Origin of the sequence: Streptomyces sp. MK7 (assembly GCF_032658145.1) — a bacterium.
Classification (GTDB): Bacteria; Actinomycetota; Actinomycetes; order Streptomycetales; family Streptomycetaceae; genus Streptomyces; species Streptomyces spiralis.
Genome location: NZ_JAVACL010000002.1, coordinates 362,389 through 383,347 on the forward strand (window position 1 = coordinate 362,389; position 20,959 = coordinate 383,347).

A 20,959-nucleotide genomic window follows, 5' to 3' on the forward strand; every position below is an offset into this window, starting at 1 on the left:
GCCCCTCTCGGTGACAGGAGCACCACCATACCGCCGACGGTGAGCGGGCGCTTAGTGCGGCCTGCGGCGGGGGTTCACAGCTTCTCGAAGGGGTCGTGCTCGGCGAGCAGCTTCTCCAGGCGGGCCTGGTCGACCCGGCTGACGATCTGCCCGGCCTCCTGCCGGTCCCGGATCACCTTGGCGAGGGTGAAGGCGGAGGTGACCAGGTAGAGGACAGCGATGGCGAGGAAGGCCCGCACCCAGGCGTCGGTGTTCAGCTGGTAGATGCCGACGGCGGTGGCCGACATGGCGACGGCGAAGGACGCGACGGCCTGGCCGTAGAAGGCGACCGTGTTCTGCTGCTTGACGGGTGTGTCACTCATGGCAGAGAGCATCGGCGAACGTGGCCTGCGCCACATCCGCCGAGATACTCAGAACATACTCAGAACGCCGAAACGCCCGTCAGCGCCCGGCCGATGACCAGCTTCTGGATCTGGCTGGTGCCCTCGTAGAGGGTCATCACACGGGCGTCGCGCAGCAGCTTGCCCGCCGGGTACTCGTCGATGTAGCCGTAGCCGCCGAAGACCTGGAGGGCGTTGTTGGCGGCCCGTACGGCGGCCTCGGAGGCGAACAGCTTGGCCTTGGAGGACTCCACGGCGAACGGCTGCCCTCGGTCGATCAGATCGGCGACCCGCCAGGTCAGCAGGCGGGCCGCGTCGACGTCCACGGCGATGTCGCTGATCAGCTCCTGGACGAGCTGGTGGTGGGCGATGGTCCTGCCGAACTGCTCGCGTTCGCCCGCGTACCTGACGGCCGCCTCCAGCGCGGCCTGGGCTATGCCGACGCAGCCGGCGGCCACCGACATCCGGCCCTTGGCGAGGGCGGACATGGCGACCGAGAAGCCCTTGCCCTCGGGTGCCAGCATCGCGGAGGCGGGGACGCGCACGTCCTCGAGCACCAGCTCGGCGGTCGCCTGGCCGCGCAGGCCCAGCTTGCCGTGGATGGTGCGGCGGGTCAGGCCGGGAGTGTCGGTGGGGACGAGGAAGGCGGTCACGCCCTTGTGGCCGGGGGCGTCGGTGGAGCGGGCGAAGAGCAGCACGACATCGGCCCAGGTTCCGTTGGTGATGAACATCTTGGTGCCGTTGATGACGTAGTCGTCGCCGTCGCGCACCGCCCGGGTGGTCAGGTTGCCCGCGTCGGAGCCGGTGCCGGGCTCGGTGAGGCCGAAGCAGCCGACGTACTCGCCGGAGGTCAGGCCCGGCAGCCAGCGCCGCTTCTGCTCCTCGCTCCCCCAGGCGGCGATCGTCTTGGCGACCAGGCCGAGCGAGACGGACACGATGCCGCGCACGGAGGAGTCGCCTCGGCCCAGCTCCTCGGTGACCAGGCAGTACGCCAGATGGTCCCCGCCCGAGCCGCCGTACTCCTCGTCGATGGTCAGGCCCAGGAAGCCGATCTCGCCGAGCTTCTTCACGATGGCGCGGTCCACTTCCTCGGCGCGGTCCCAGGCGACCACGTCGGGTGCGATCTCGCGCTCCACGAAGTCCCGGGCGAGCCGCCGGATCGCGGTCTGCTCCTCGCTGAGCTCCAGGTTCACCACGAGATCACCCCACAGACGACGTCGGACGACGCCAGACGGACGCCGGATGGACGCCAGATGACAGATCTTGAAAGCCGTACATTTAAATTAGCACTGCTAGTTTAATGCCGCAGCCCTACTATGTGCGCCATGGCCCGACCACGCAAGCCCCTCCTCAGCACCGACCGCATCGTCGCGACGGCACGGGACCTCGTGGACGGTGAGGGCCTGGCGGCCGTCTCCACGCGCCGGCTCGCCGCCGAACTCGGCGTCAGCGGACCCTCGCTCTACAACCACTTCCGCACCAAGGACGAGATCCTGGAGGCGGTCGCGGACTCGGTGAGCGCCCAGGTCGACCTGTCGATGTTCGAGGACGGCCGTGACTGGCGGAGCGCGCTGCACGACTGGGCCGTCTCCTACCGGGCCGCCCTGCGCGACCATCCGAACATCGTCCCCGTCCTGGCCCGCGGCCCCGGCCGACGCCCCGCCGCACTGCGGCTGGCCGACGCGGTCTACGGCGCGATGGTCGGCGCGGGATGGCCGCCGGCCCAGGCCACCTCCATCGGCGCGCTGATGCGGTACTTCGTCATGGGCTCCGCGCTCGGCTCCTTCGCCGGGGGCTTCGTGGGCGACGCCGGCGCCTACGACCCCGCCGACTATCCGCACCTCGGCCAGGCCCACCTGCTGGCCGACCAGCAGGAGAAGATCGACGAGCGGGCCTTCGAGACGGGGCTCACCGCCCTGCTGGACGGCCTGGCACAGCAGTACGAGCAGGTCGGGCGGACCGCGCAGGCGACGTAGCCACACGGTGGCGGCACAGTTCGGCAACCGCCGAACCGTCCGTGCCGCATGCTGGACGCATGACCACCAGGGACCGTACCCACGACCCCCAGGCGCCCGGCCTGGCGGCGCTCGCCGGGCTGATCGCCGACGAGACCCGGGCGGCCTGTCTGCTGGCGCTGCTCGACGGGCGGGCCTGGACCGCGGGCGAGCTGGCCCGGCACGCGGGCGTGGCCGCGTCGACCCTCAGCGAACACCTGGGCAAGCTCGTCGCGGGCGGCCTGCTCAGCGAGGAGCGCCAGGGCCGGCACCGGTATGTGCGGCTGGCCGACGCCCGGGTGGCCCAGCTGGTGGAGGACCTGGCCGCCCAGGTCTCCCCGGGGGCTCCGCGCCGCCCCCGCTCGCTGCGGGAGTCGAGCGCCGGGTCGGCGATGGCCCGGGGCCGCACGTGCTACGACCATCTCGCGGGGCGGCTGGGCATCGCGGTGACCGATGCGCTGACCGTGCGCGGACTGCTGCGGCAGGACACGGGGTTCGCGCTCACGGAGGCGGGGCTGTTCTGGTTCGACTCCGCCGGCATCGGCCTCGACCGCGGGGGCCGCCGTCCGCTCGCCCGCGCCTGCCTCGACTGGACGGAACGCCGCCCGCACCTGGCGGGCGTCGCGGGTGCGGCCCTGTGCCGGCACGTCCTGGACACCGGCTGGTGCGTACGCATCGGCTCGGAGCGTGCCGTCAAGGTCACACCGACCGGCGAACGCGCCCTCTCCGACCTACTGGGCATCGAGGCATCGGCCCTGCGCTGAACTCGCACCGCTCCGGCTCCCTCCGGCTCGGCCCGCTCCCGTCCGTCCCCGTCCCTCCAAGCGGTCCGCCGGTCCCACCGAGCCGCCCGAACCCCTGGCCGGCCCGGTCCACCGAGCAGACCGGCCCCGCGGAATCCACCGCGCCGTCCCCTACTCCGCCCGATCCCGCCGGGGCTCCGGTCCGCCGGGCCACCCGGCCCCACCAGGTCCTCCGCCCGCCCGGTCCCCCGGTCCGACAGGTCCGCCGGGCCGTTCGCACTCCACGCGACCCCGTCGTGCCCGCCGGAGCCGACAGGCTGCCCGGTGCGCAGGTACGCCGGTGCTGGACGGTCCACCGTCCGGCCGGTTCAGGCGTGCCGGGGACCGCAGGGCTTCGTGTCCGAAATCCGCGAGCTCTTTGTCTCTGCCCCGCCTAGCCTCGGGAGGCATGATGAACGTTCCCCAGTCCCGACTCGCCACTGCTGCCGCCACGGTGACCGTGGTGTTGTGGGCCTCCGCCTTCGTGTCCATCCGCAGTGCGGGCGCCGCGTACTCGCCGGGCGCGCTGGCGCTGGGGCGGCTGCTGGCCGGGGCCGTGGCGCTCGGCGCGATCTGTCTGGTACGGCGGGAGGGGTGGCCGCCGCGGGCGGCCTGGCGCGGGATCGCGATATCCGGGCTGCTGTGGTTCGGCTTCTACATGGTCGCCCTGAACTGGGGCGAGCAGCAGGTGGACGCCGGGACCGCCGCCCTGCTCGTGAACGTCGGCCCGCTGCTCATCGCCCTGCTGGGGGCGCGGCTGCTGGGCGATCCGATGCCGCCGCGGCTGCTGGCGGGCATGGCGGTGTCGTTCGCGGGCGCGGTGACCGTGGGCCTGTCGATGTCCGGCGAGGGCGGTTCCTCCGTGCTCGGGGTGGCGCTCTGCCTGCTCGCCGCCGTGGCGTACGCCTCCGGGGTCGTGGCGCAGAAGCCCGCGCTGGGCCGGGCGAGCGCGTTGCAGGTGACGACGTTCGGCTGCCTGGTCGGGGCGGTGGCCTGTCTGCCGTTCGCCGGGCAGTTGGTCCACGAGGCCGCCGACGCCCCGCTGTCGGCGACGCTGAACATGGTCTATCTCGGCGTGTTCCCGACCGCGCTCGCCTTCACCACGTGGGCGTACGCCCTGGCCCGCACCACCGCGAGCCGGATGGGCGCGACGACGTACGCCGTGCCCGCGCTGGTCGTGCTGATGTCGTGGCTGGCGCTGGGCGAGGTGCCGGGGCTGCTGACGCTGGCGGGCGGCGTGCTGTGCCTGGCCGGCGTGGCGGTGTCGAGATCGCGGGCCCGGACGCGGGCCGGGTCGGGAACCGGGGCGGCGGCGCCCGGCGCCGCGGTCCCGGAGACGGTTCCGGAGCCGCGGCCCGAGCGGACCTGAGGGTTCAGCGTGAGCGAGCCCTGCCCGCGCCCCTGCCCCACCACCGCGCCAGCGGGCAGGGCTGGACGCAAACGCGACATCACCGCCAGTGATGCCCCGTTGCGCGGGCCCGGGACTTCAGTCCCGGGCCATTGACCAGCGGCACCATCAGGAGGGACACGAGACCGCCGCTGAAGACCGCGGCGATCTGGTAGCCAGCGGAGGCCCGACTGCACTAGAAGACCACCAGCGCCCGGCCGCCCTTCCCGGCCGTCATGTTCTCGAAGGCCGCCGGGATGCCGTCCAGGGCGATCCGATCCGTCACCAGCGCGCCCAGGTCCAGGCGTCCGGCGCGGACGTGCTCGGCGAGCACGGGCAGGTCCTCGGCCGGGTCGGAGTTGCCGTAGACGCAGCCGGAGAGGGTGCGGCCCCAGTGGAAGATCTCCAGGGCGTTGAAGGCGACCTGCTCCTCCTTGCCGCCGATGCCCACGACCGTCGTACGGCCGCCGCGGCGGGTGGACTCCCAGGCGGCGCGGATGCTGACCGCGCGGCCCACGCACTCCACGGAGACGTCGACGCCCTGCCTGCCGGTGAGGGCGCGGATCTCGCGGGGGGTGTTCTCGGAGGCGACCACGTAGTCGGTGGCCCCCGCCCGGCGCGCGAGTTCCTCCTTCTCCGGGGAGACGTCGACGGCCACGATCTTCGCGGCGCCCGCGATCCTCGCCGCCTGGAGGGTGGCCAGGCCCACTCCGCCGACGCCGAACACCGCCACCGTCTCCCCCCGCCGGACCCGCGCCGAGTGGTGGACGGCTCCGTAGCCGGTGAGGACGGCGCAGCCGAGGAGGGCGGCGTCGGTGAGCGGGACGCCGTCCGGGAGAGGCAGGACGCAGGGGGCGGCGACGACCGTCTCCTCGGCGAAGGCGGCGACGTTCAGGCCGGGGTGGAGGTCGGCTCCGTCGGTGGTGCGGGCGTGGACGGCGGCGGCGCCGTTCAGGGCGTTGGCGCACAGCCAGACCTCGCCGAGCGAGCAGGCGTGGCAGCTGCCGCAGGAGGGCGCCCAGTTGAGGACGACGGCGTCGCCGGGCGAGACGTGGGTGACGCCTTCCCCGACGGCGACGACGGTCCCGGCGCCCTCGTGACCCAGGACGGCCGGGACGGGCACCCGCATGGTGCCGTTGGTCAGCGACAGGTCGGAGTGGCAGACCCCGGCGGCGGCGAGGCGCACCCGGACCTGGCCGGGGCCGGGTTCGGGCAGCTCGATCCCGGTGATCTCCAGCGGGGCGCCCACGGCGGGCAGGACGGCGGCACGTACGGCCATGGCTCGTGACTCCCTTAGAACTGGAGGGACTTGGTCTGCAGGTACTCGGTGAGCCCGTGCGTGCCGAGTTCACGGCCGACGCCGGACTGCTTGTAGCCGCCGAAGGGGGCGAGAGGGTTGAACCGGCCGCCGTTGATGTCGACCTGACCGGTGTCCATCCGGCGGGCGAAGGCCACCGCCTCCGCCTCGTCGCCCGCCCAGACGGCGCCGGCGAGCCCGTAGACCGTGCCGTTGGCGATGCGCAGGGCGTCCTCCTCGTCCTCGTAGGGCAGGACGCACAGGACGGGACCGAAGATCTCCTCCTGGGCGACGGTCATGTCGGGGGTGACGTCGGCGAGGACGGTGGGGCTGACGAAGTAGCCCTGCTCGCGCGGGGATCCGGGGCCGCCCGCGACCAGCCGCGCCCCCTCGGCGACGCCCTTCTCGATGTAGCCGCACACACGCGCCCGCTGCCTGGCGTTGACCACCGGGCCGATCCGCTCGCCGTACTTGGCGGCGGCCGCCGCGGCCAGCTGGACGGCCTCGTCGTACTGGTCGCGGTGGACCAGCATGCGGGTCCAGGCGCTGCACGTCTGACCGGAGTTGGACATGACGTTGGCGACGCCGACGTTCACCGCCTTGGCGAGGTCGGCGCTGGGCAGGATGACGTTCGCCGACTTGCCGCCGAGTTCCAGGGCGACCCGCTTGACGGCGGCGCCCGCGACGGCACCGATCCGCTTGCCCACGGCGGTGGAGCCGGTGAAGGAGACCAGGTCGACGTCCGGGTGCTCGGCGAGCGCCTGTCCGGCGACCGGGCCGAGTCCGGTGACCAGGTTGAAGACACCGTCCGGGATCCCGGCCTCGTGCACCGCCTCGGCGAAGAGCTGGGCGGTGAGCGGGGTGTCCTCGGCGGGCTTGAGGACGACGGTGCAGCCCGCGGCGAGCGCCGGGGCGACCTTGGCGACGATCTGGTGCAGGGGGTAGTTCCAGGGGGTGATGGCACCGACCACGCCGACCGGCTCGTGCAGGACCGTGGAGTTGCCGACCCGCTCCTCGAAGGCGTACGTCGCCGCCAGGTCGGCGTAGGAGCCGGCGACCGCGATGGGCACGCCCGCGTGCACGGTCTGCGAGAAGGCGAGCGGGGAGCCCAGTTCGACGGTGACCGTCTCGGCGATCTCTTCCTTGCGGGCCACCAGCACGTCCCGGAGGGCGGCCAGGCGGGCGGCCCGCTCGGCGGGCGGGATGGCGGCCCAGGCGGGGAAGGCGGCGCGGGCGGCGCGCACCGCCGTGTCGACGTCCTCGGCGGTGCCGGCCGGGACGGTGGCGATGACCTGTTCGTCGGCCGGGTTCACCACCTCGATGACGTCCGGGCCCGCGGCGGGGCGCCAGGCGCCGCCGATGTACATGCCGTCGTGTGCCTTCATCGTGCTGGTGCTCCTCCGGTGCGGGGCGTCCTCCGCGTCCCCGGGGGCCACGGGCGTGTGGTCCGGGGGCGCGTCGTCGCGCGTCACAACCTACCGACAGCCACATAAACTAGCGCCGATAGTTTTTTCGCACCAGACACCCCGGCCCGCACCAGACACCCCGGCCCGCACGGAGGCCGCTGGGAGGTCACTGCCCGCCGACAGCCGTACCGCCGACCCGCCCCGCCCCGCCCCGGCTCACTCCTCCAGGTCGGGGACGTGGTCGGGGGCCGGGCAGATGCGATCGCCGTGCTGGTCGAAGACGAACAGGTGGGCGAGGTCGACGAGGAGGGGGACCTGCATGCCGTGGCGGAGCTGGATGTCGGGGGTGGTGCGGACCACCAGGTCGCCGGGCAGGCGCGGCTCGGTGGCGGAGGCGAGTTCCGGTAGTACAGCGGTGGTCCCGGTGGGGCGCTCGAGCACGCCCACGGAGCCGGCGCGCAGGGCGCCGGCCCGTTCACGCAGGCGGTCCAGGACCGTGCCGTCGCGGCGGCGGCGCCGGTCCGGGCGGCCGGCGGGGCGCGGGGCCTCCAGGTCCGGTACGACGGCGGGCTGGGAACCGGTGTTGAAGTGGACGAGGACCTCGTGGCCCTGGAACTCCAGGTGCTCCACCAGTCCGGTGATCGGCACCTCGCCGGACCGGGCGGCGGCGGGCTTGGCGATCCGTACGGCCTCCGAGCGCAGGCCCACGATCACCTCGCGGCCCTGCTGCACGCGCAGCATCTGGTGGTCCAGGGACAGGGGTTCGGGCAGGCGCAGGAACTGCTTGCCGAGGCTGATGGTCATGGCCCCGCCGAGCGGGGCGCGGACCAGGCCGCGCAGCAGGTTGATGCGCGGGGTGCCGATGAAGGCGGCGACGAAGACGTTGCGGGGCAGCGCGTAGACCGTGCGCGGGGTGCCGACCTGCTGCAGGACGCCGCCGCGCAGGACGGCGACCCGGTCGCCCAGGGACATGGCCTCGGACTGGTCGTGGGTGACGTAGACCGTGGTGACGCCCAGTTCCCTGGTGAGCTGGGATATCTCGGCGCGCAGATGGTTGCGGAGCTTGGCGTCGAGGTTGGACAGCGGCTCGTCCATCAGGAAGGCGGAGGGGTGGCGGGCGATCGCCCGGCCCATGGCGACGCGCTGGCGTTCGCCGCCGGAGAGCTGGCCGGGAAAGCGGTCGAGGAGGTCCTCGATGCCCAGCATCCGGGCGGTGGCGTCCACCCGGCCGCCGGGGTCGACACCGGGGGACTCGATGCGCAGCGGGAAGCCGATGTTGTCGCGGCTGGTCATGTTCGGGTAGAGCGCGAAGTTCTGGAAGACCATCGCCATGTCCCGGCCGGCGGGCGGCAGGTCGTTGGCGTACTCGCCGTCGAGCAGCAGCTGCCCCTCGGTGATCTCCTCCAGACCCGCGATCATCCGCAGGACGGTCGACTTGCCGCAGCCGGAGGGCCCCAGCAGCACCAGGAACTCGCCGGGCGCTATGTCGAGCGAGAGCCGGTCCACCACACGGGTGCCCTTGCTGGAGTACGTCTTGCTCACGTCGTGCAGAGAGATGGCGCGTGTCATGTGATGCCTTCGGGGACTCACCGGAGCGCTGGTACTGCGCGTGTGGAACACCTCGTGCGGGTCGTACGGGGCGTCTGAGTCACGGAAGCTAACGGAATGTAGGCACCCGGGGGAAGACGTCCGACACCTTCGAATATTTTCGTCCGGCGGGCGAGAAAGCGGACGGTCACATTCACTGGCGGGCGGCCGGTTCGGAGCCGCCGCCCCCATGGCCGGGCCGCCGCCACGACCCCGCCCGCCTCACTTCGTCGACGTCAGATGCGCGAAGACCACCACGTTGCTGGAGTAGCCGGTGCGACGGGTGTAGAGGCCGCCACAGGTGATGACGTGCAACTCCGGGCGGCGGGCGGTGCCGTACACCTCTTTGTCGGGAAAGCGGTCCTTGTCGAAGATCCGCACCTTGTCGACGGTGTAGACGGCGGTACGGCCGTCCGCGCGCCGGACCTCGATGTGGCGGCCCCGCTCGACCTGGCCGAGCGCGGCGAAGACGGCGGCGCCCGTCCTCGTGTCGCGGTGCCCGACCGCGATCGCGGTGCCGGACTCCCCCGGTGCGGGACCGTCCTCGTACCAGCCGACGAGCTTCGGCTTGTCGACCGGCGGCGTCCGAAGCTGCCGGTCGGCGCCCAGGCCGATGCCGACGACGGGCGCGTCGATCCCGAGCGAGGGGATGCGCAGGGAGGTCGCGCGGGAGCGGGGCAACGGCGTGGGCGGGGGCGCGGGGGACTTCGCGCCGTCTGCGCCGTCGCCGTCCGGGCCGCCACGGGAACCCTGGTCGTCCGGGCCGTCGCCGGAGCCACTGCCGGCCGTCTCGCCATCCGCCTCACCGGCCGCATCACCGGCCGCCTCACCGCCGGCCGAGCCGGCCGACGCCCGGGCGCCGGTGGCCCTGTCCGCCACGGGGTGCCCGTGGTGTCCCTCGCACCGGACCCCCGCCGTGACCAGGACGGCCGCGAGCACGGCCGTGCGGGCGAGACGGTAGGCGCGGGTCCGGTACCAGGGCCTGCGTCTGCGCCTACGCGGCACCATGGGGGCGCCGGCGGATCAGCCGGACGTACGCGACCCCGCTGACCACGACCAGCCCGACGGCCGCGGCCCCGGCCACCGGGGAGAAGGCCTGGGCCGTGTCGACCAGGCCGCCGCCGCCCGCGTGCACGCCGCCCTTCGGACGCGGCGGGTCGTCGCGGTCGATTCCCGCCCCACCGTGCTCACCGCGCTGGTCGTCGCGGCCCGGGTCGTCGATCTGGTTCGGCCCGTGTCCGCCGTCGTGGCGGTTGTCCTCGTGGCAGCTGACGCGGAAGATCTTGTCCGTGGGGGCGGGCACCGCCTGCGTCGGGCCGGCGGGGAATCTCAGCCGGTACTGTCCATTGGCCAGTCCCAGCGGCTCGGTCTGGCCGACACCGCCCGCGAGCGTGATGGAGCCGTCGTAGCCGTCCCCCGTGGGCAGCGGGGGCTGCGGCTCGATCCGGTACGCGATACTCGTGTCGGTACCGAAGTTGGTGGCGTCCAGATAGAACCGGCAGACCACAGGGTCGTCCTTCGGGACGCCGAAGGGGACACCCAGCCGGTGGATCCTGATGTCGCCGTTGGTCTGCGCCACGGCGGACGGCGCCGCCAGCCACGGGGCACCTGCCAGCGTCAGGGCCGTCACGGCCGCGGCGGCGCCGACGCGGGAGCCGAGGGTGCGTCGGAGTGTCAGAGTGGGCATGCGCGTTCCTCCGAGTCAGACGATTTTCATACAAATCGCACTTTCATCTGACTCTCTTTCACGCCCTCTCCCACGAGCACCGCACCCCCGCCCGACGCGCCGTCAGGTGTCCCTCGTCCGGCGCAGTCGCGCGCCGCCGTCCAGGGCGCGGGCCGCTGGTCACCGCCCGGCGCGCCCCGGACGGAGGAGACCGAGGACTGTCACGCTGTCGCGGTGACTCCGACGGGCACTCCGTTCAGGACGGCGTTGCCGCTGAGCGGGTCCAGCATGCTGCCGTCCAGCAGCTGGTTGACGTTGACGCCGGGGACCGTGGCGGCGTGCGCCAGCCGGGTTCCGGGGCGGTCGTGACCCCAGCCGTGCGGCAGGCTCACCACTCCCGGCCGTACGGCGTCCGTGACCTCCGCCGGGGCGGTCACCTCTCCCCCGGCGCCCTTCACCCGCACGGGCGCCCCGTCGGTCACGCCGAGCCGTTCGGCGTCCTCGGGGTGGATGTGCAGGGTGCAGCGGTTCGAACCGCCGGTCAGCGCGGGCACGTTGTGCATCCAGCTGTTGTTGGAGCGCAGATGACGGCGGCCCACCAGGACCAGCCCGGCGGCCGGGCGCTCGCGCAGGGCCGCGCGCAGCCGCGGCAGATCGTCGGCGATGGGCGGCGGCAGCAGCTCGACCTTGCCGGAGACGGTCTTCAGCGGCTGGGGCAGCCGGGGCCGCAGCGGACCGAGGTCGATGCCGTGCGGGTGGGCGAGCAGTTTCTCCAGGCTCAGCCCGTCGGGCCGTACACCGAAGCCGTCGCCGTAGGGACCGAGGCGCAGCATCATGTCCAGGCGCCGTTCCGGGCCGGTCTCGCCGGTGAGCTGCCCGGCGAGTTCGCGCGGGTCGCGGCCGTTCACGGGCGAGTGCGGCTCCTTGACCGCCTTGGCCAGCGTCTGCCCGATCACCATCTCGTCGACGGCGGCGGGATCGGTGCCGTGCATGCCGGTGGCGGCCAGGGTCAGCCGGGCGAGGATCTCGGTCTCGGCCATCCTGCCGGGTTCCAGGGGGACGGCGGGGCGGGTGTAGCGGACCTGGTTGCGCACGGCGAGCGTGTTGAAGGCGAAATCGTGGTGCGGGCTCTGCGCGGGCGGGGGCGGCGGCAGCACGACGTGGGCGTGGCGCGAGGTCTCGTTGAGGTACGGGTCGACGCTGACCATGAAGTCCAGCGAGGCCAGCGCCTTGTCGAGGCGGTCGCCGTCCGGGGCGGACAGCACCGGGTTGGCGGCGACGGCGATCAGGGCCCGGATCGGCTCGCCCTGCGGCGTCGCCGTGTCGATCTCCTCGGCGAGCGCGGAGATCGGCAGTTCCCCCTTCGCCTCGGGGTGTTCGCTCACCCGGGAGTGCCAGCGGCCGAGCGCGAAGCCGCGGCCGGGTCCGGCGGGCCGGGGCGTCCGGTCGGTGGCGGCCTGCGGGAAGAGGGCGCCGCCGGGCCGGTCCAGGTTGCCGGTGAGGACGGTGAGGACGTCGACGAGCCAGCTGGCCAAGGTGCCGTGCGGGACGGTGCAGGTGCCGATGCGGCCGTAGACGGCTGCGGTGGGGGCGGCGGCGAGGTCGCGGGCCAGGGTGCGGATCACGGCGGCGTCCACGTCGCACGCGGCGGACACGGCCTCGGGCGTGAAGTCCTTCACGGCCTCCCGCAGTTCCTCGACGCCCTGGACGTGCGGGGTGAGGTGCGCGAGGTCGGTCAGGCCCTCCTCGAAGAGGACGTGGGCCATGGCCGCGAGCAGCAGGGCGTCGGTGCCGGGGCGGATCGCCACGTGCCGGTCGGCGAGCGCGGCGGTGCGGGTGCGGCGCGGGTCGACGACGGTGAGGGTGCCGCCCCGGGCCCTGAGCGCCTTGAGCTTGCCCGGGAAGTCGGGGGCGGTGCACAGACTGCCGTTGGACTCCAGCGGGTTGGCGCCGATCAGGAGCAGGTGGTCGGTCGTGTCGAGGTCCGGGACGGGGATGGCGTTCGCGTCGCCGTAGAGGAGTCCGCTGGAGACGTGCTTGGGCATCTGGTCCAGTGTGGAGGCGGTGAACAGGCTGCGGGTGCCGAGGGCGGCGAGCAGCACCGGCGGGTAGAGGGCGCCGGCCACGGTGTGCACGTTGGGGTTGCCGAGGACCACGCCGACGGCGTGCGGCCCGTACCGCTCGACGACCGGCCGGATCCCCGCCGCCACCGCGTCGAACGCCTCCTCCCAGGTGGCCTCGCGCAGCACGCCGTCCCTTCGCACGAGCGGGGTGCGCAGCCGGTCCGGGTCGCCGTCGACGGCCCCGAACGAGGCCCCCTTCGGGCAGATGAACCCCTTGCTGAACACGTCCTCCCGGTCGCCCCGGGCGCCCGTGACGCGACTGCCGTCGATGGTGAGCGTCAGCCCGCAGGTGGCCTCGCACAGGGGACAGATTCGCAGGGCGGTGCGGGACACGGGTCCTCCCGGGGTTGCGGTGGGTCGCGGCGACGGCGCCGTACGACGCATGGCGCATGACGCACGAACGAGGCGAGCATACCGAGCGGTATGCCCGCTGGGGAGCCCCGGATTTCAGTCCAGCACACGGCCCAGGTACGCCCGCAGCAGCTCCCGTGCCTCCTCGATGATCTTCTCGTCGCCCTGCGGATCGACGCGGAAGGCGAGTTGGACGAGGGTGTCGGCGGTTTCGACGGCCACCAGGAAGACGCGGCGCAGGTCGTCGTCCGGTTCGCGGCGCAGGTGGCCGGAGAGCAGGTGGATGAGGCGGTCGGCGACGCGGTGGTTGGGCCCCGCGTGGCGGGCGCCGAGGGGAATCTGGTTGCCGAAGTCGACGAGGGAGAAGCCGGGGGCGGTCCGCTTCATCTCCAGGTACTCGTCGAGCACGGCGTCCATGGCCACGCGCCAGCCGCCGCCGGCGGAGTCGTCGGCCGACCCTGCCGCCGGTCCCTCGGCCGTCCCGGTGGCCCTCTCCTCCAGGCGCTGCTTCAGACGCTCCTTGACGCGCTCGGTGTACCGCTCGAGGTTGCGCTGGGCAAGCGCGTCGGCCATCGCGCGCTTGTTGCCGAAGAAGCGGTAGACGGAGCCGATGGGCACGCCGGCGCGCAGGGCGACGGCACGCGTACTCAGGGCGTCGTAGCCGACCTCGTCGAGGAGATCGGCGCAGGCGTCGAGGATCCTGGTCAGCCGTTCGGCGCTGCGCCGCTGCACGGGTGCGCGGCGGAGCGAGGTCGCGTGGTGCACGGACGTCATGATGCCGCTCCACGCCGATCCGGTGAAGCGCGCCCTCCCCCACCGGGCCCCGAGCCCGTCCGGCGCATCCCGATGCCGCCACCCGGGCACCGGGGCCGTCCGACGCGCACCCGCCACCCAGCGCGCGGGGCGCCGTGGTGGTGACCCCGCGGGTGCCGGAGAGCGCGTCGGCGGCGGTCGTGGTGGTGACCGCGGACCGTTCCTGTGGACTGAGCAGGAGTGAGCCCGCTCAGCCGCACGCCCCGAACGGTCTTGGGCGCTCCCCCACTGCCTGAACGGCGTGGGAGGTACCCCCAGGTCCCCGGCGTACTCGACCCCGGGGTGGCGACACGGATCCTGTCCGTGGTCCGATCCCGAGAGGCCGGCTCCCTCACGACCTGGCCATGTGCGTACGGCCAGAGGCGACGGGGAGGCCCCGAACCATCGCTCCGGTGAAGCGGGGCCCCGCACGCCGGCACCGCACCCGGCGTCCCAGATCGCTTGATCACCGTAGTCCGTACGGCCCAGGGCGCCGCAAGCCCGCAGGCCGACCATCACACGATCGAGCTAAACCACCCCCGTGCACGCTCCCCAGCGAGTAGCTGCCAACCCCCTCATGTCACCGCTCCCGGGGCTCGCGGTGGCGGCCGTGGCGTCGCTCACCGCGGCCGGAACGGCGGAGCCGACGGCACGAACCCCGTCGGCGGCGCGATCGATCCCGGCCGCGCCCACCGGACCCGCCGCCCTCGCCACGCTCGCGGTACCGGTCGGACAGGGGAGGCCGGGCGCCGATGCGTTGGAGGCGGTGCCCGCCCCGTCCGCCGCACTCGCCACGATCGCGGTACCGATGCCGCCCACCGGACGCCCGTCACCCGCCGTGCCGGTGCTGCCCGCGCGGCCCACCACACTCGCCGTACCGACACCGCCCGCCAGGCCCACCGCGCCCACCGTGCCCGTGCTGCCCGCGCGGCCCACGACGCTCGCCGTGCCGACACCGCCCGCCAGGCCCACCACGCCCGCCGTGCCCGTGCTGCCCGCGCGGCCCACGACGCTCGCCGTGCCGACACTGCCTGTCCGGCCCACCGCAACTGCCGTGCCGACACTGCCCGCCCGGCCCGCCACGCTCCCCGCGCTCGACGGGCCGGAAGGGCAGGGGGCGTCGGGCAGGGCTGGTGTTGGGGCCGGTGTCGTGGGGGTCGGGGGTGAGGCCGTTATGTCGGCGGTGCTCTGGACCGGCTTGCCGCCGACCGCCCATACCGTGCCGTCGTCGGCGTACAGCCGGGCGGTGACGTGGTGGGTGCCGTGCGGGACCAGGCGGGCGGAGAGACGGAACTCGGGGGCGCGCAGACGGCCGACGAGCCGGCCGTCCACCAGCACGTGGGCCACGCCCCGGCCGACCGTGGCCCGCGCCGCGGTGCCGGCCGGCGAGAAGCGGAAGCGGCGGACGGTCAGCCGCACGTCCCAGCTGCCGCCCGCGTCGGGCCGCACCTCGACGCCCACCTCGGGCGCGGCCTTCCTGTCCACCTCACGGTAGGGCCGCCCCACCTCGTCCGTGTGGTCGATGAGTTTGCCCACGGGTGTGGGCGATTCCCCCTGTGCACTCCCCCGCGCACCGTTCCCACCGCAGCCCGCCGACCCGGCGAGCAACAGGACACAGACCGCGAGCGCAGCGAGAGACCGGCGCGTCCACGACGTCATGGTGCGGAGCGTAGAGCAGCCCTCCGTCGGCCGGATCCCCCTCAGGTCTGGTTCTCGCCCCTCCCGGAAGGAGGTCTTCAGGCCCTCTTGCGCACGGGAAAACGCAATCCTACGGTGATGCATAGGAATCAGAGCTTGTGCGCAAGGGAGCGACGATGAGCAGCGGGGACGCACGCAAGATCGCCGAAGGACTGACCTATCTCCACGGCTTCGGCAACGAGCACAGCTCGGAGGCGGTGCCCGGCGCCCTGCCCGAGGGCCGCAACTCCCCGCAGCGCGCCCCCCTCGGGCTGTACGCGGAGCAGCTCAGCGGCACGGCGTTCACCGAGCCGAGGACGCACAACCGCCGCTCGTGGCTGTACCGCATCCGCCCCTCCGCCGCGCACCCCGCGTTCACCCGCACCGGCAACGGCTCGCTGCGCACGGCGCCCTTCACGCAGGCGGTGCCCGACCCCAACCGGCTGCGCTGGAACCCGCTGCCGGAGCCCGGGCCGGACACGGACTTCCTGGCCGGCCTGTGGACCCTCGGCGGCAACGGCGACGCCACCCAGCGCACCGGCATGGCCGTGCACCTGTACCACGCCAACCGCTCGATGGAGCGCGTCTTCAGCGACGCGGACGGCGAGCTGCTGATCGTGCCGGAGCGCGGCGGGCTGCTGCTGCGCACGGAGTTCGGGCTGCTGCACGCCGAGCCGGGCCATGCGGCGCTGATCCCGCGCGGGGTGCGCTTCCGCGTCGAGCTCCTGGACACTGAGTCCGATGGCGGGCAGAGCCCGACCGCCCGGGGATACGTCTGCGAGAACTACGGCGCCCCCTTCCGCCTGCCCGACCTCGGCCCCATCGGCGCCAACGGGCTGGCCAACGCCCGTGACTTCCGTGCGCCCGTCGCCGCCTACGAGGACGTCGAGGGCCCGGTGGAGGTGGTGAACAAGTTCTGCGGCAACCTCTGGACGGCGACCTACGACCACTCCCCGCTCGACGTCGTCGCCTGGCACGGCAACCATGTGCCGTACGTCTACGACCTGCGCCGCTTCAACGTGATCGGGACGATCTCCTACGACCACCCGGACCCGTCGATCTTCACGGTGCTGACCTCGCCCTCCGACACACCCGGCCTGGCGGGCGTGGACTTCGTCGTCTTCGCGCCGCGCTGGCTGGTGGGCGAGGACACCTTCCGGCCGCCGTACTTCCACCGGAACGTGATGAGCGAGTACATGGGCCTGATCGAGGGCGCGTACGACGCCAAGTCCGAGGGCTTCGTGCCGGGCGGCGGATCGCTGCACAACATGATGTCGGCGCACGGCCCGGACCGGGAGACCTTCGACCGGGCGAGCGCGGCCGAGCTGAAGCCGCAGAAGATCGACGACGGGCTGGCGTTCATGTTCGAGACGCGCTCGCCGGTGACGCTCACGCCGCACGCGATGCGCGCCGAGCACCTGCAACAGCGCTACGACGACGTCTGGCAGGGGCTGGAGGGGCACTTCCGCCGCCCCTTGCACTGACGATTCCCGCCAGGTACGGATGGCCCGTGACCTCCTTCGCTCCGGATTCGATCGTCCTGAACCGCAAGCTGCCGCTGTGGTACCAGGTGTCGCAGTCGCTGCGCGCCTCGATCCTCGGCCGCTCGCCCCGTGACCCGCTGCGGCTGCCCACCGAGGAGCAACTGGCGGGGCACTACGGGGTGAGCGTCCTGACCATGCGGCAGGCGCTGAAGGAGCTGGAGGACGAGGGGCTGATCACCCGTCACCGGCGGCGCGGCACGTTCATCGAGCCCGCGGCCACCCGGAGTTCCCCGGTCCGGCTGCTGGGCTCGGTGGACGCGATCGTGGCCCAGCAGTCGGGGATGGCGACCGAGCTGCTGGACCACGGCGCGGCGCCCGTACCCGCCGAACTCGCCGAGTTCTTCCCGGATCTGGAGGAGGTGGCGACATACCACCGGCTGCGCAGCGACGAGAAGAGCGGTGAGCCGACCAACCACGCCCGCAACTACGTCCGCCCGGAGCTGGCCGCGCGCATATCACCGGACGACCTGGCGCGCTGGCCCATGACGAAGGTGCTGCGGGACGTGGTGGGCGCGGGCATCAGCCGGATCACGGACACGGTGGAGGCACGGCTGGCCGACCCCGAGACGGCACGCCTGCTCGACGTGCCCCTGCTCAGCCCGATCCTGCACTACACGGGCATCACCTACGACACGGCGGGACGCCCCCTGGACGTGGCGGTCATCCACTACCGCGGCGACCGCTTCTCCTTCACGGTGACGCTGGATGCCACCTGAGCCACCCGGGCACGGCCCCCCGGGGTCCCTGCGCCGTCGTACGATGCCCGGCGTGACGCTCGACGACGCTCCGCTGCTCGCGGACCTCATGCCGTGGTCCGTCGCACCGCCGCGGCTCGGCCGGGGGTGGCCGACGGCCCCCGACCCGGCCTGTCTGAGGGCCCGTTGGGACGCGCTGCTCAAGGCCGAGGGCCCCGATCGCGAGGCGTTGTTCGAACCGACGCGTGCGCGCACACCGCACACGGCGGTCGGGCAGCTGCCGGGCGGGGCCGGCGGCACGGAGAAGCTGGTCCGCGCCTCGGGGCCGTGCCCGGAGCCGGTACGGGTGCTGGCGGCCCCCTTCGACGAGCAGTGGCTGATCCCCGACCACCGGCTGATCGACGCGGCCCGCCCCGAGTTGTGGCGGGTGGCGGACGCCCGGCAGGTCTTCACGGTGGAGACGGCCGCCGCCGCGGGCGCCCCGGAGCCGCCGCTGCTGGCGACGTCCCTGCTGCCGCTGCTCCGGCCGGGCCGCGTCCGTCCCCTCTACCGCCGCCCCGGCGGCGAGGAACCCAACCTGGCTCCCGGCCTGCCGGAGCATCTGGCCGCGCGCCTGGGGAGCGCCCCGGACCCGCTGGACGTGCTCGCCTGGATCCTGGCGGCGGCGCGTCCCGGGCCGGACGGTCTCGCCGTCCCGCTCACCGGGGACGCGGGGCTCTGGGCGGAGGGCGTGGAGGCGGGCCGCCGGATGCTCTGGCTGATGCTCCGCGACGGCGAGCGGCCCAAGCTGCCCGGCGGTCGGCGCCCCTACGTCCGCGCGCCGCTGCCGGCCCGCCCGCTCACCCTCCACTACGACCGCGACGAGGAGGCCCTCCACCTCGACGAGGGGCGGATCGCGCCGGTGCCTCCTCAGGCCTGGGACTTCGAGTCCGGCTCGGTCCGGGTCCTGGAGCAGTGGTTCGCGGCCCGGACCGCGGAGGGCGAGGCGGGCACGCTCGCGGCGATCCGCCCGGGGGCCTGGCCGCAGGCGTGGACCTCGGAACTGCTGGAGCTGATCACCGTCCTGGCGCTGCTGGCCGAACTGCGGCCCCGGCGGGAGGCGCTGACCGTCACGGACCCGGTCACCGCGGCCGAGCTGCGGTCGGCGGGGGTCCTGCCGGTCCCGGGCACGGCCCGCCGACCGGCCTCCGTCCTCGACCACCACGAGGAGGGCCCGGAGGGCCAGTTCGCCCTCCTCTGAGCCCCGCCGGGTCAGTCACCCGCGGCACGCCGACGCGTCCGCCCCCCGACCCACCGCCCCGCACCGCACCCGACCGGCCGGGGCCGCCATGGCAGCACGCGAACGTCGTCGGCACGCGCACGCTTCCGGCGTCCGCTCACCGTGTCCGGCCCGGTGGCGCCGGCGCTCCGCACGGCGGGCGCCGCTACGCCGGCCGGGGGGTACGCCCGGCTTCGGCCCCGCCCCGCCCGCTCGGCCCCGACCCGCCCGCTCGGTCCCGGCCCGCCCGCTCGGTCCCGGCCCGGATCGGCGCGTCCGACCCGTGGCCCACCCCGTCGCCGGAACCCGCGCCTGGTGCGCGGTGCCGACCGCGGCGCGCGGCCCTCGCCGCGCGGCGGCCCGCGCTCCGCGGGCGCCGAGTGGGCGGCGGTGCTGACAAGGCAGGCGCCGGCGGGTCATGATCCACGTCATGGACCAGCTTCCCCTGCCCCTGGAGGGCATCACCGTCGTCGCCGTCGAGCAGGCTGTCTCGGCGCCGTTCGCGACCCGGCAGCTCGCCGACCTCGGCGCGCGGGTCGTCAAGGTGGAGCGGATCGACGGCGGCGACTTCGCCCGCGGCTACGACACCGCCGCCGGGGGGCTCGCCTCCCACTTCGTGTGGTGCAACCGGGGCAAGGAGTCCATAGCGGTGGACCTCAAGGACCCGCGGGGGCTGGCCGTGGTGCGGCGGCTGGTGGCGGACGCGGACGTGTTCGTGCAGAACCTCGCCCATGGCGCGGCGGCCCGGCTCGGCCTGGACGCGGCCACGCTGTGCGCCGCGCACCCGCGGCTGGTCGCCGTCGACATCTCGGGGTACGGCTCCGCCGGCCCGTACGCCGGCAAGGGGGCGTACGACATGCTCGTGCAGTGCGAGGCGGGGCTGGTGTCGGTGACCGGGACGCCGGAGCAGCCGGTGAAGGCGGGCATCCCGGCGGCGGACATCGCGGCGGCCATGTACGCCTTCTCGGGCGTCCTGGCGGCCCTGCTGCGGCGCGCCACGACCGGGCGCGGCGGGCCGGTCGAGGTGTCGATGCTGGAGGCCCTCGCGGAGTGGATGGGGCATCCGATGCACCATGCGATGCACGGCGGGGCCGCCCCGGCGCGCACCGGTCTCGCGCACGCCGTCATCGCCCCCTACGACGCCTACGGGACGGCCGACGGCGGGCGGGTGCTGCTGTCGGTGCAGAACGACCGGGAGTGGCGGCGGCTGGCCGAACGGGTCCTGGACCAGCCCGGGCTGGGGACGGATCCGGCGTTCGCCACCAATGCGGCCCGGGTCGCGAACCGTGAGCGTACCGACGCACTGGTCGCGAAGGCCCTGGGGGCGCTGGACGCCGACGAGGCGCTGGCGCGGCTGGAGGGCGCCGGCATCGCGTGTGCGCGGCTGCGGGACGTGCACGAGGTGGCGGAGCATCCGCAGCTGGCGGCGCGGGCGCGGTGGCGGGAGGTGGGGACGCCCGTCGGGCCGCTCAGGGCGCTGCTGCCCCCGATCACCCTGCCGGGCGGGGCCGAGCCGCGCATGGGAGAGGTGCCCGCGCTCGGACAGCACACCGGGATGCTGCTGCGAGCCGTGGGGATGGCGGAGGACGAGATCGCAGCGCTGCGCCGGGACGGTGTGGTGGCCTGAGCGCGGGGCCTGGTGAGCGGGTGAGCGGTTCCGGGGACACCGGTGGCGCCCTCGGCCGTCAGGGGACGACGGTCGTGGGCCGTGCGGGACGCCGGCCGTGCTCAGCGGCCGCCGAACAGCGAGCGGCGCAGCCGGCGCAGCGGCGCGAACAGCGAAACCCGGCGCATCCGGTCGCCCCTGCCCGTGCGGTCGTGCGCGTCACGCGCGATCAGCTCGCGCATCAGCGACGTCGCCTCGGCCGCCTCGCGCTGAGGGACGGCGGGGCCGCCCAGCACCGCCAGATGGCGGTCGAGGCGCGAGCTGGTCGCACTGCTCCCGCAGGTGATCGCAGGGACCCTGGCCCTGCTGCGCACTGTTATCTGCTCCATGTCACTCCCCACCCGTACGAGTCCA

At 74.0% G+C, this 20,959-nt stretch carries 17 protein-coding genes and 1 pseudogene; 7 read left to right on the forward strand and 11 right to left on the reverse strand.

All coding sequences use genetic code 11. From position 1 onward, the window contains the following. Positions 1-74: 74 nt before the first annotated feature. Both R2S09_RS04385 and R2S09_RS04390 read right to left on the reverse strand, forming a co-directional pair. Positions 75-362, reverse strand: coding sequence for a YiaA/YiaB family inner membrane protein (locus R2S09_RS04385; RefSeq protein ID WP_306190799.1), 288 nt, complete (start codon positions 360-362; stop codon positions 75-77). A gap of 59 nt (positions 363-421) precedes the next feature. After that, on the reverse strand, positions 422-1,573 hold the full coding sequence (locus R2S09_RS04390; RefSeq protein WP_306190868.1) for an acyl-CoA dehydrogenase family protein: 1,152 nt from the start codon (positions 1,571-1,573) through the stop codon (positions 422-424). A 123-nt stretch (positions 1,574-1,696) separates the two neighbouring features. Between R2S09_RS04390 and R2S09_RS04395 the strand changes: the two genes are divergently transcribed. The 3 genes from R2S09_RS04395 to R2S09_RS04405 all read left to right on the forward strand — a co-directional run bounded on the left by R2S09_RS04395 (position 1,697) and on the right by R2S09_RS04405 (position 4,525). After that, positions 1,697-2,356, forward strand: coding sequence for a TetR/AcrR family transcriptional regulator (locus R2S09_RS04395; protein WP_306190800.1), 660 nt, complete (start codon positions 1,697-1,699; stop codon positions 2,354-2,356). Between the two features lie 59 nt (positions 2,357-2,415). Further along, a complete protein-coding gene (locus R2S09_RS04400) occupies positions 2,416-3,138 on the forward strand; it encodes a helix-turn-helix transcriptional regulator (RefSeq protein WP_306190801.1) in 723 nt (240 codons plus the stop codon). 427 nt (positions 3,139-3,565) lie between these two features. Next, positions 3,566-4,525, forward strand: coding sequence for a DMT family transporter (locus tag R2S09_RS04405; protein WP_399143916.1), 960 nt, complete (start codon positions 3,566-3,568; stop codon positions 4,523-4,525). 214 nt (positions 4,526-4,739) lie between these two features. Here R2S09_RS04405 and R2S09_RS04410 read toward each other — a convergent pair whose 3' ends face one another. From R2S09_RS04410 to R2S09_RS04445, 8 genes and pseudogenes are all read right to left on the reverse strand, one after another. Then, positions 4,740-5,822 carry a Zn-dependent alcohol dehydrogenase gene (locus R2S09_RS04410; protein ID WP_306190802.1) on the reverse strand — a complete coding sequence of 361 codons (1,083 nt, stop codon included), beginning with the start codon at positions 5,820-5,822 and terminating at the stop codon, positions 4,740-4,742. Between the two features lie 14 nt (positions 5,823-5,836). Next, complete coding sequence (locus tag R2S09_RS04415; protein WP_316739867.1) at positions 5,837-7,225, reverse strand: aldehyde dehydrogenase family protein; 1,389 nt, start codon at positions 7,223-7,225, stop codon at positions 5,837-5,839. 237 nt (positions 7,226-7,462) lie between these two features. Then, positions 7,463-8,815, reverse strand: coding sequence for an ABC transporter ATP-binding protein (locus R2S09_RS04420; RefSeq protein ID WP_306190804.1), 1,353 nt, complete (start codon positions 8,813-8,815; stop codon positions 7,463-7,465). A gap of 240 nt (positions 8,816-9,055) precedes the next feature. Then, positions 9,056-9,841 (reverse strand): class F sortase, encoded by a 786-nt coding sequence (locus tag R2S09_RS04425; protein WP_316739868.1) that lies wholly within the window; start codon positions 9,839-9,841, stop codon positions 9,056-9,058. After that, a complete protein-coding gene (locus R2S09_RS04430; RefSeq protein WP_306190806.1) occupies positions 9,828-10,520 on the reverse strand; it encodes a hypothetical protein in 693 nt (230 codons plus the stop codon). The genes R2S09_RS04425 and R2S09_RS04430 overlap by 14 nt, the downstream gene beginning before the upstream one ends. 200 nt (positions 10,521-10,720) lie before the next feature. After that, positions 10,721-12,955, reverse strand: a complete 2,235-nt coding sequence (locus R2S09_RS04435; RefSeq protein WP_316739869.1) for a molybdopterin oxidoreductase family protein — start codon at positions 12,953-12,955, stop codon at positions 10,721-10,723. A 114-nt stretch (positions 12,956-13,069) separates the two neighbouring features. After that, positions 13,070-13,747 (reverse strand): TetR/AcrR family transcriptional regulator, encoded by a 678-nt coding sequence (locus R2S09_RS04440; protein WP_316739870.1) that lies wholly within the window; start codon positions 13,745-13,747, stop codon positions 13,070-13,072. Positions 13,748-14,914: 1,167 nt separating this feature from the next. Beyond that, positions 14,915-15,424, reverse strand: a pseudogene (locus R2S09_RS04445) (hypothetical protein); the annotation flags it as partial. Positions 15,425-15,579: 155 nt separating this feature from the next. Here R2S09_RS04445 and hmgA point away from each other — a divergent pair. The 4 genes from hmgA to R2S09_RS04465 all read left to right on the forward strand — a co-directional run bounded on the left by hmgA (position 15,580) and on the right by R2S09_RS04465 (position 20,566). After that, a complete protein-coding gene (gene hmgA, locus R2S09_RS04450) occupies positions 15,580-16,926 on the forward strand; it encodes a homogentisate 1,2-dioxygenase (protein ID WP_316739871.1) in 1,347 nt (448 codons plus the stop codon). Positions 16,927-16,952: 26 nt separating this feature from the next. After that, positions 16,953-17,702, forward strand: a complete 750-nt coding sequence (locus R2S09_RS04455) for a GntR family transcriptional regulator (RefSeq protein ID WP_306190810.1) — start codon at positions 16,953-16,955, stop codon at positions 17,700-17,702. Positions 17,703-17,745: 43 nt separating this feature from the next. Next, positions 17,746-18,921, forward strand: a complete 1,176-nt coding sequence (locus R2S09_RS04460) for a type ISP restriction/modification enzyme (RefSeq protein ID WP_306190811.1) — start codon at positions 17,746-17,748, stop codon at positions 18,919-18,921. 448 nt (positions 18,922-19,369) lie between these two features. After that, positions 19,370-20,566 carry a CaiB/BaiF CoA-transferase family protein gene (locus R2S09_RS04465; protein ID WP_306190812.1) on the forward strand — a complete coding sequence of 399 codons (1,197 nt, stop codon included), beginning with the start codon at positions 19,370-19,372 and terminating at the stop codon, positions 20,564-20,566. 101 nt (positions 20,567-20,667) lie between these two features. Here the strand turns inward: R2S09_RS04465 and R2S09_RS04470 are convergent, their stop codons facing one another. Beyond that, positions 20,668-20,934: a hypothetical protein gene (locus R2S09_RS04470; RefSeq protein ID WP_030178883.1), complete on the reverse strand. Its 267-nt coding sequence runs from the start codon at positions 20,932-20,934 to the stop codon at positions 20,668-20,670. Positions 20,935-20,959: the final 25 nt, after the last annotated feature.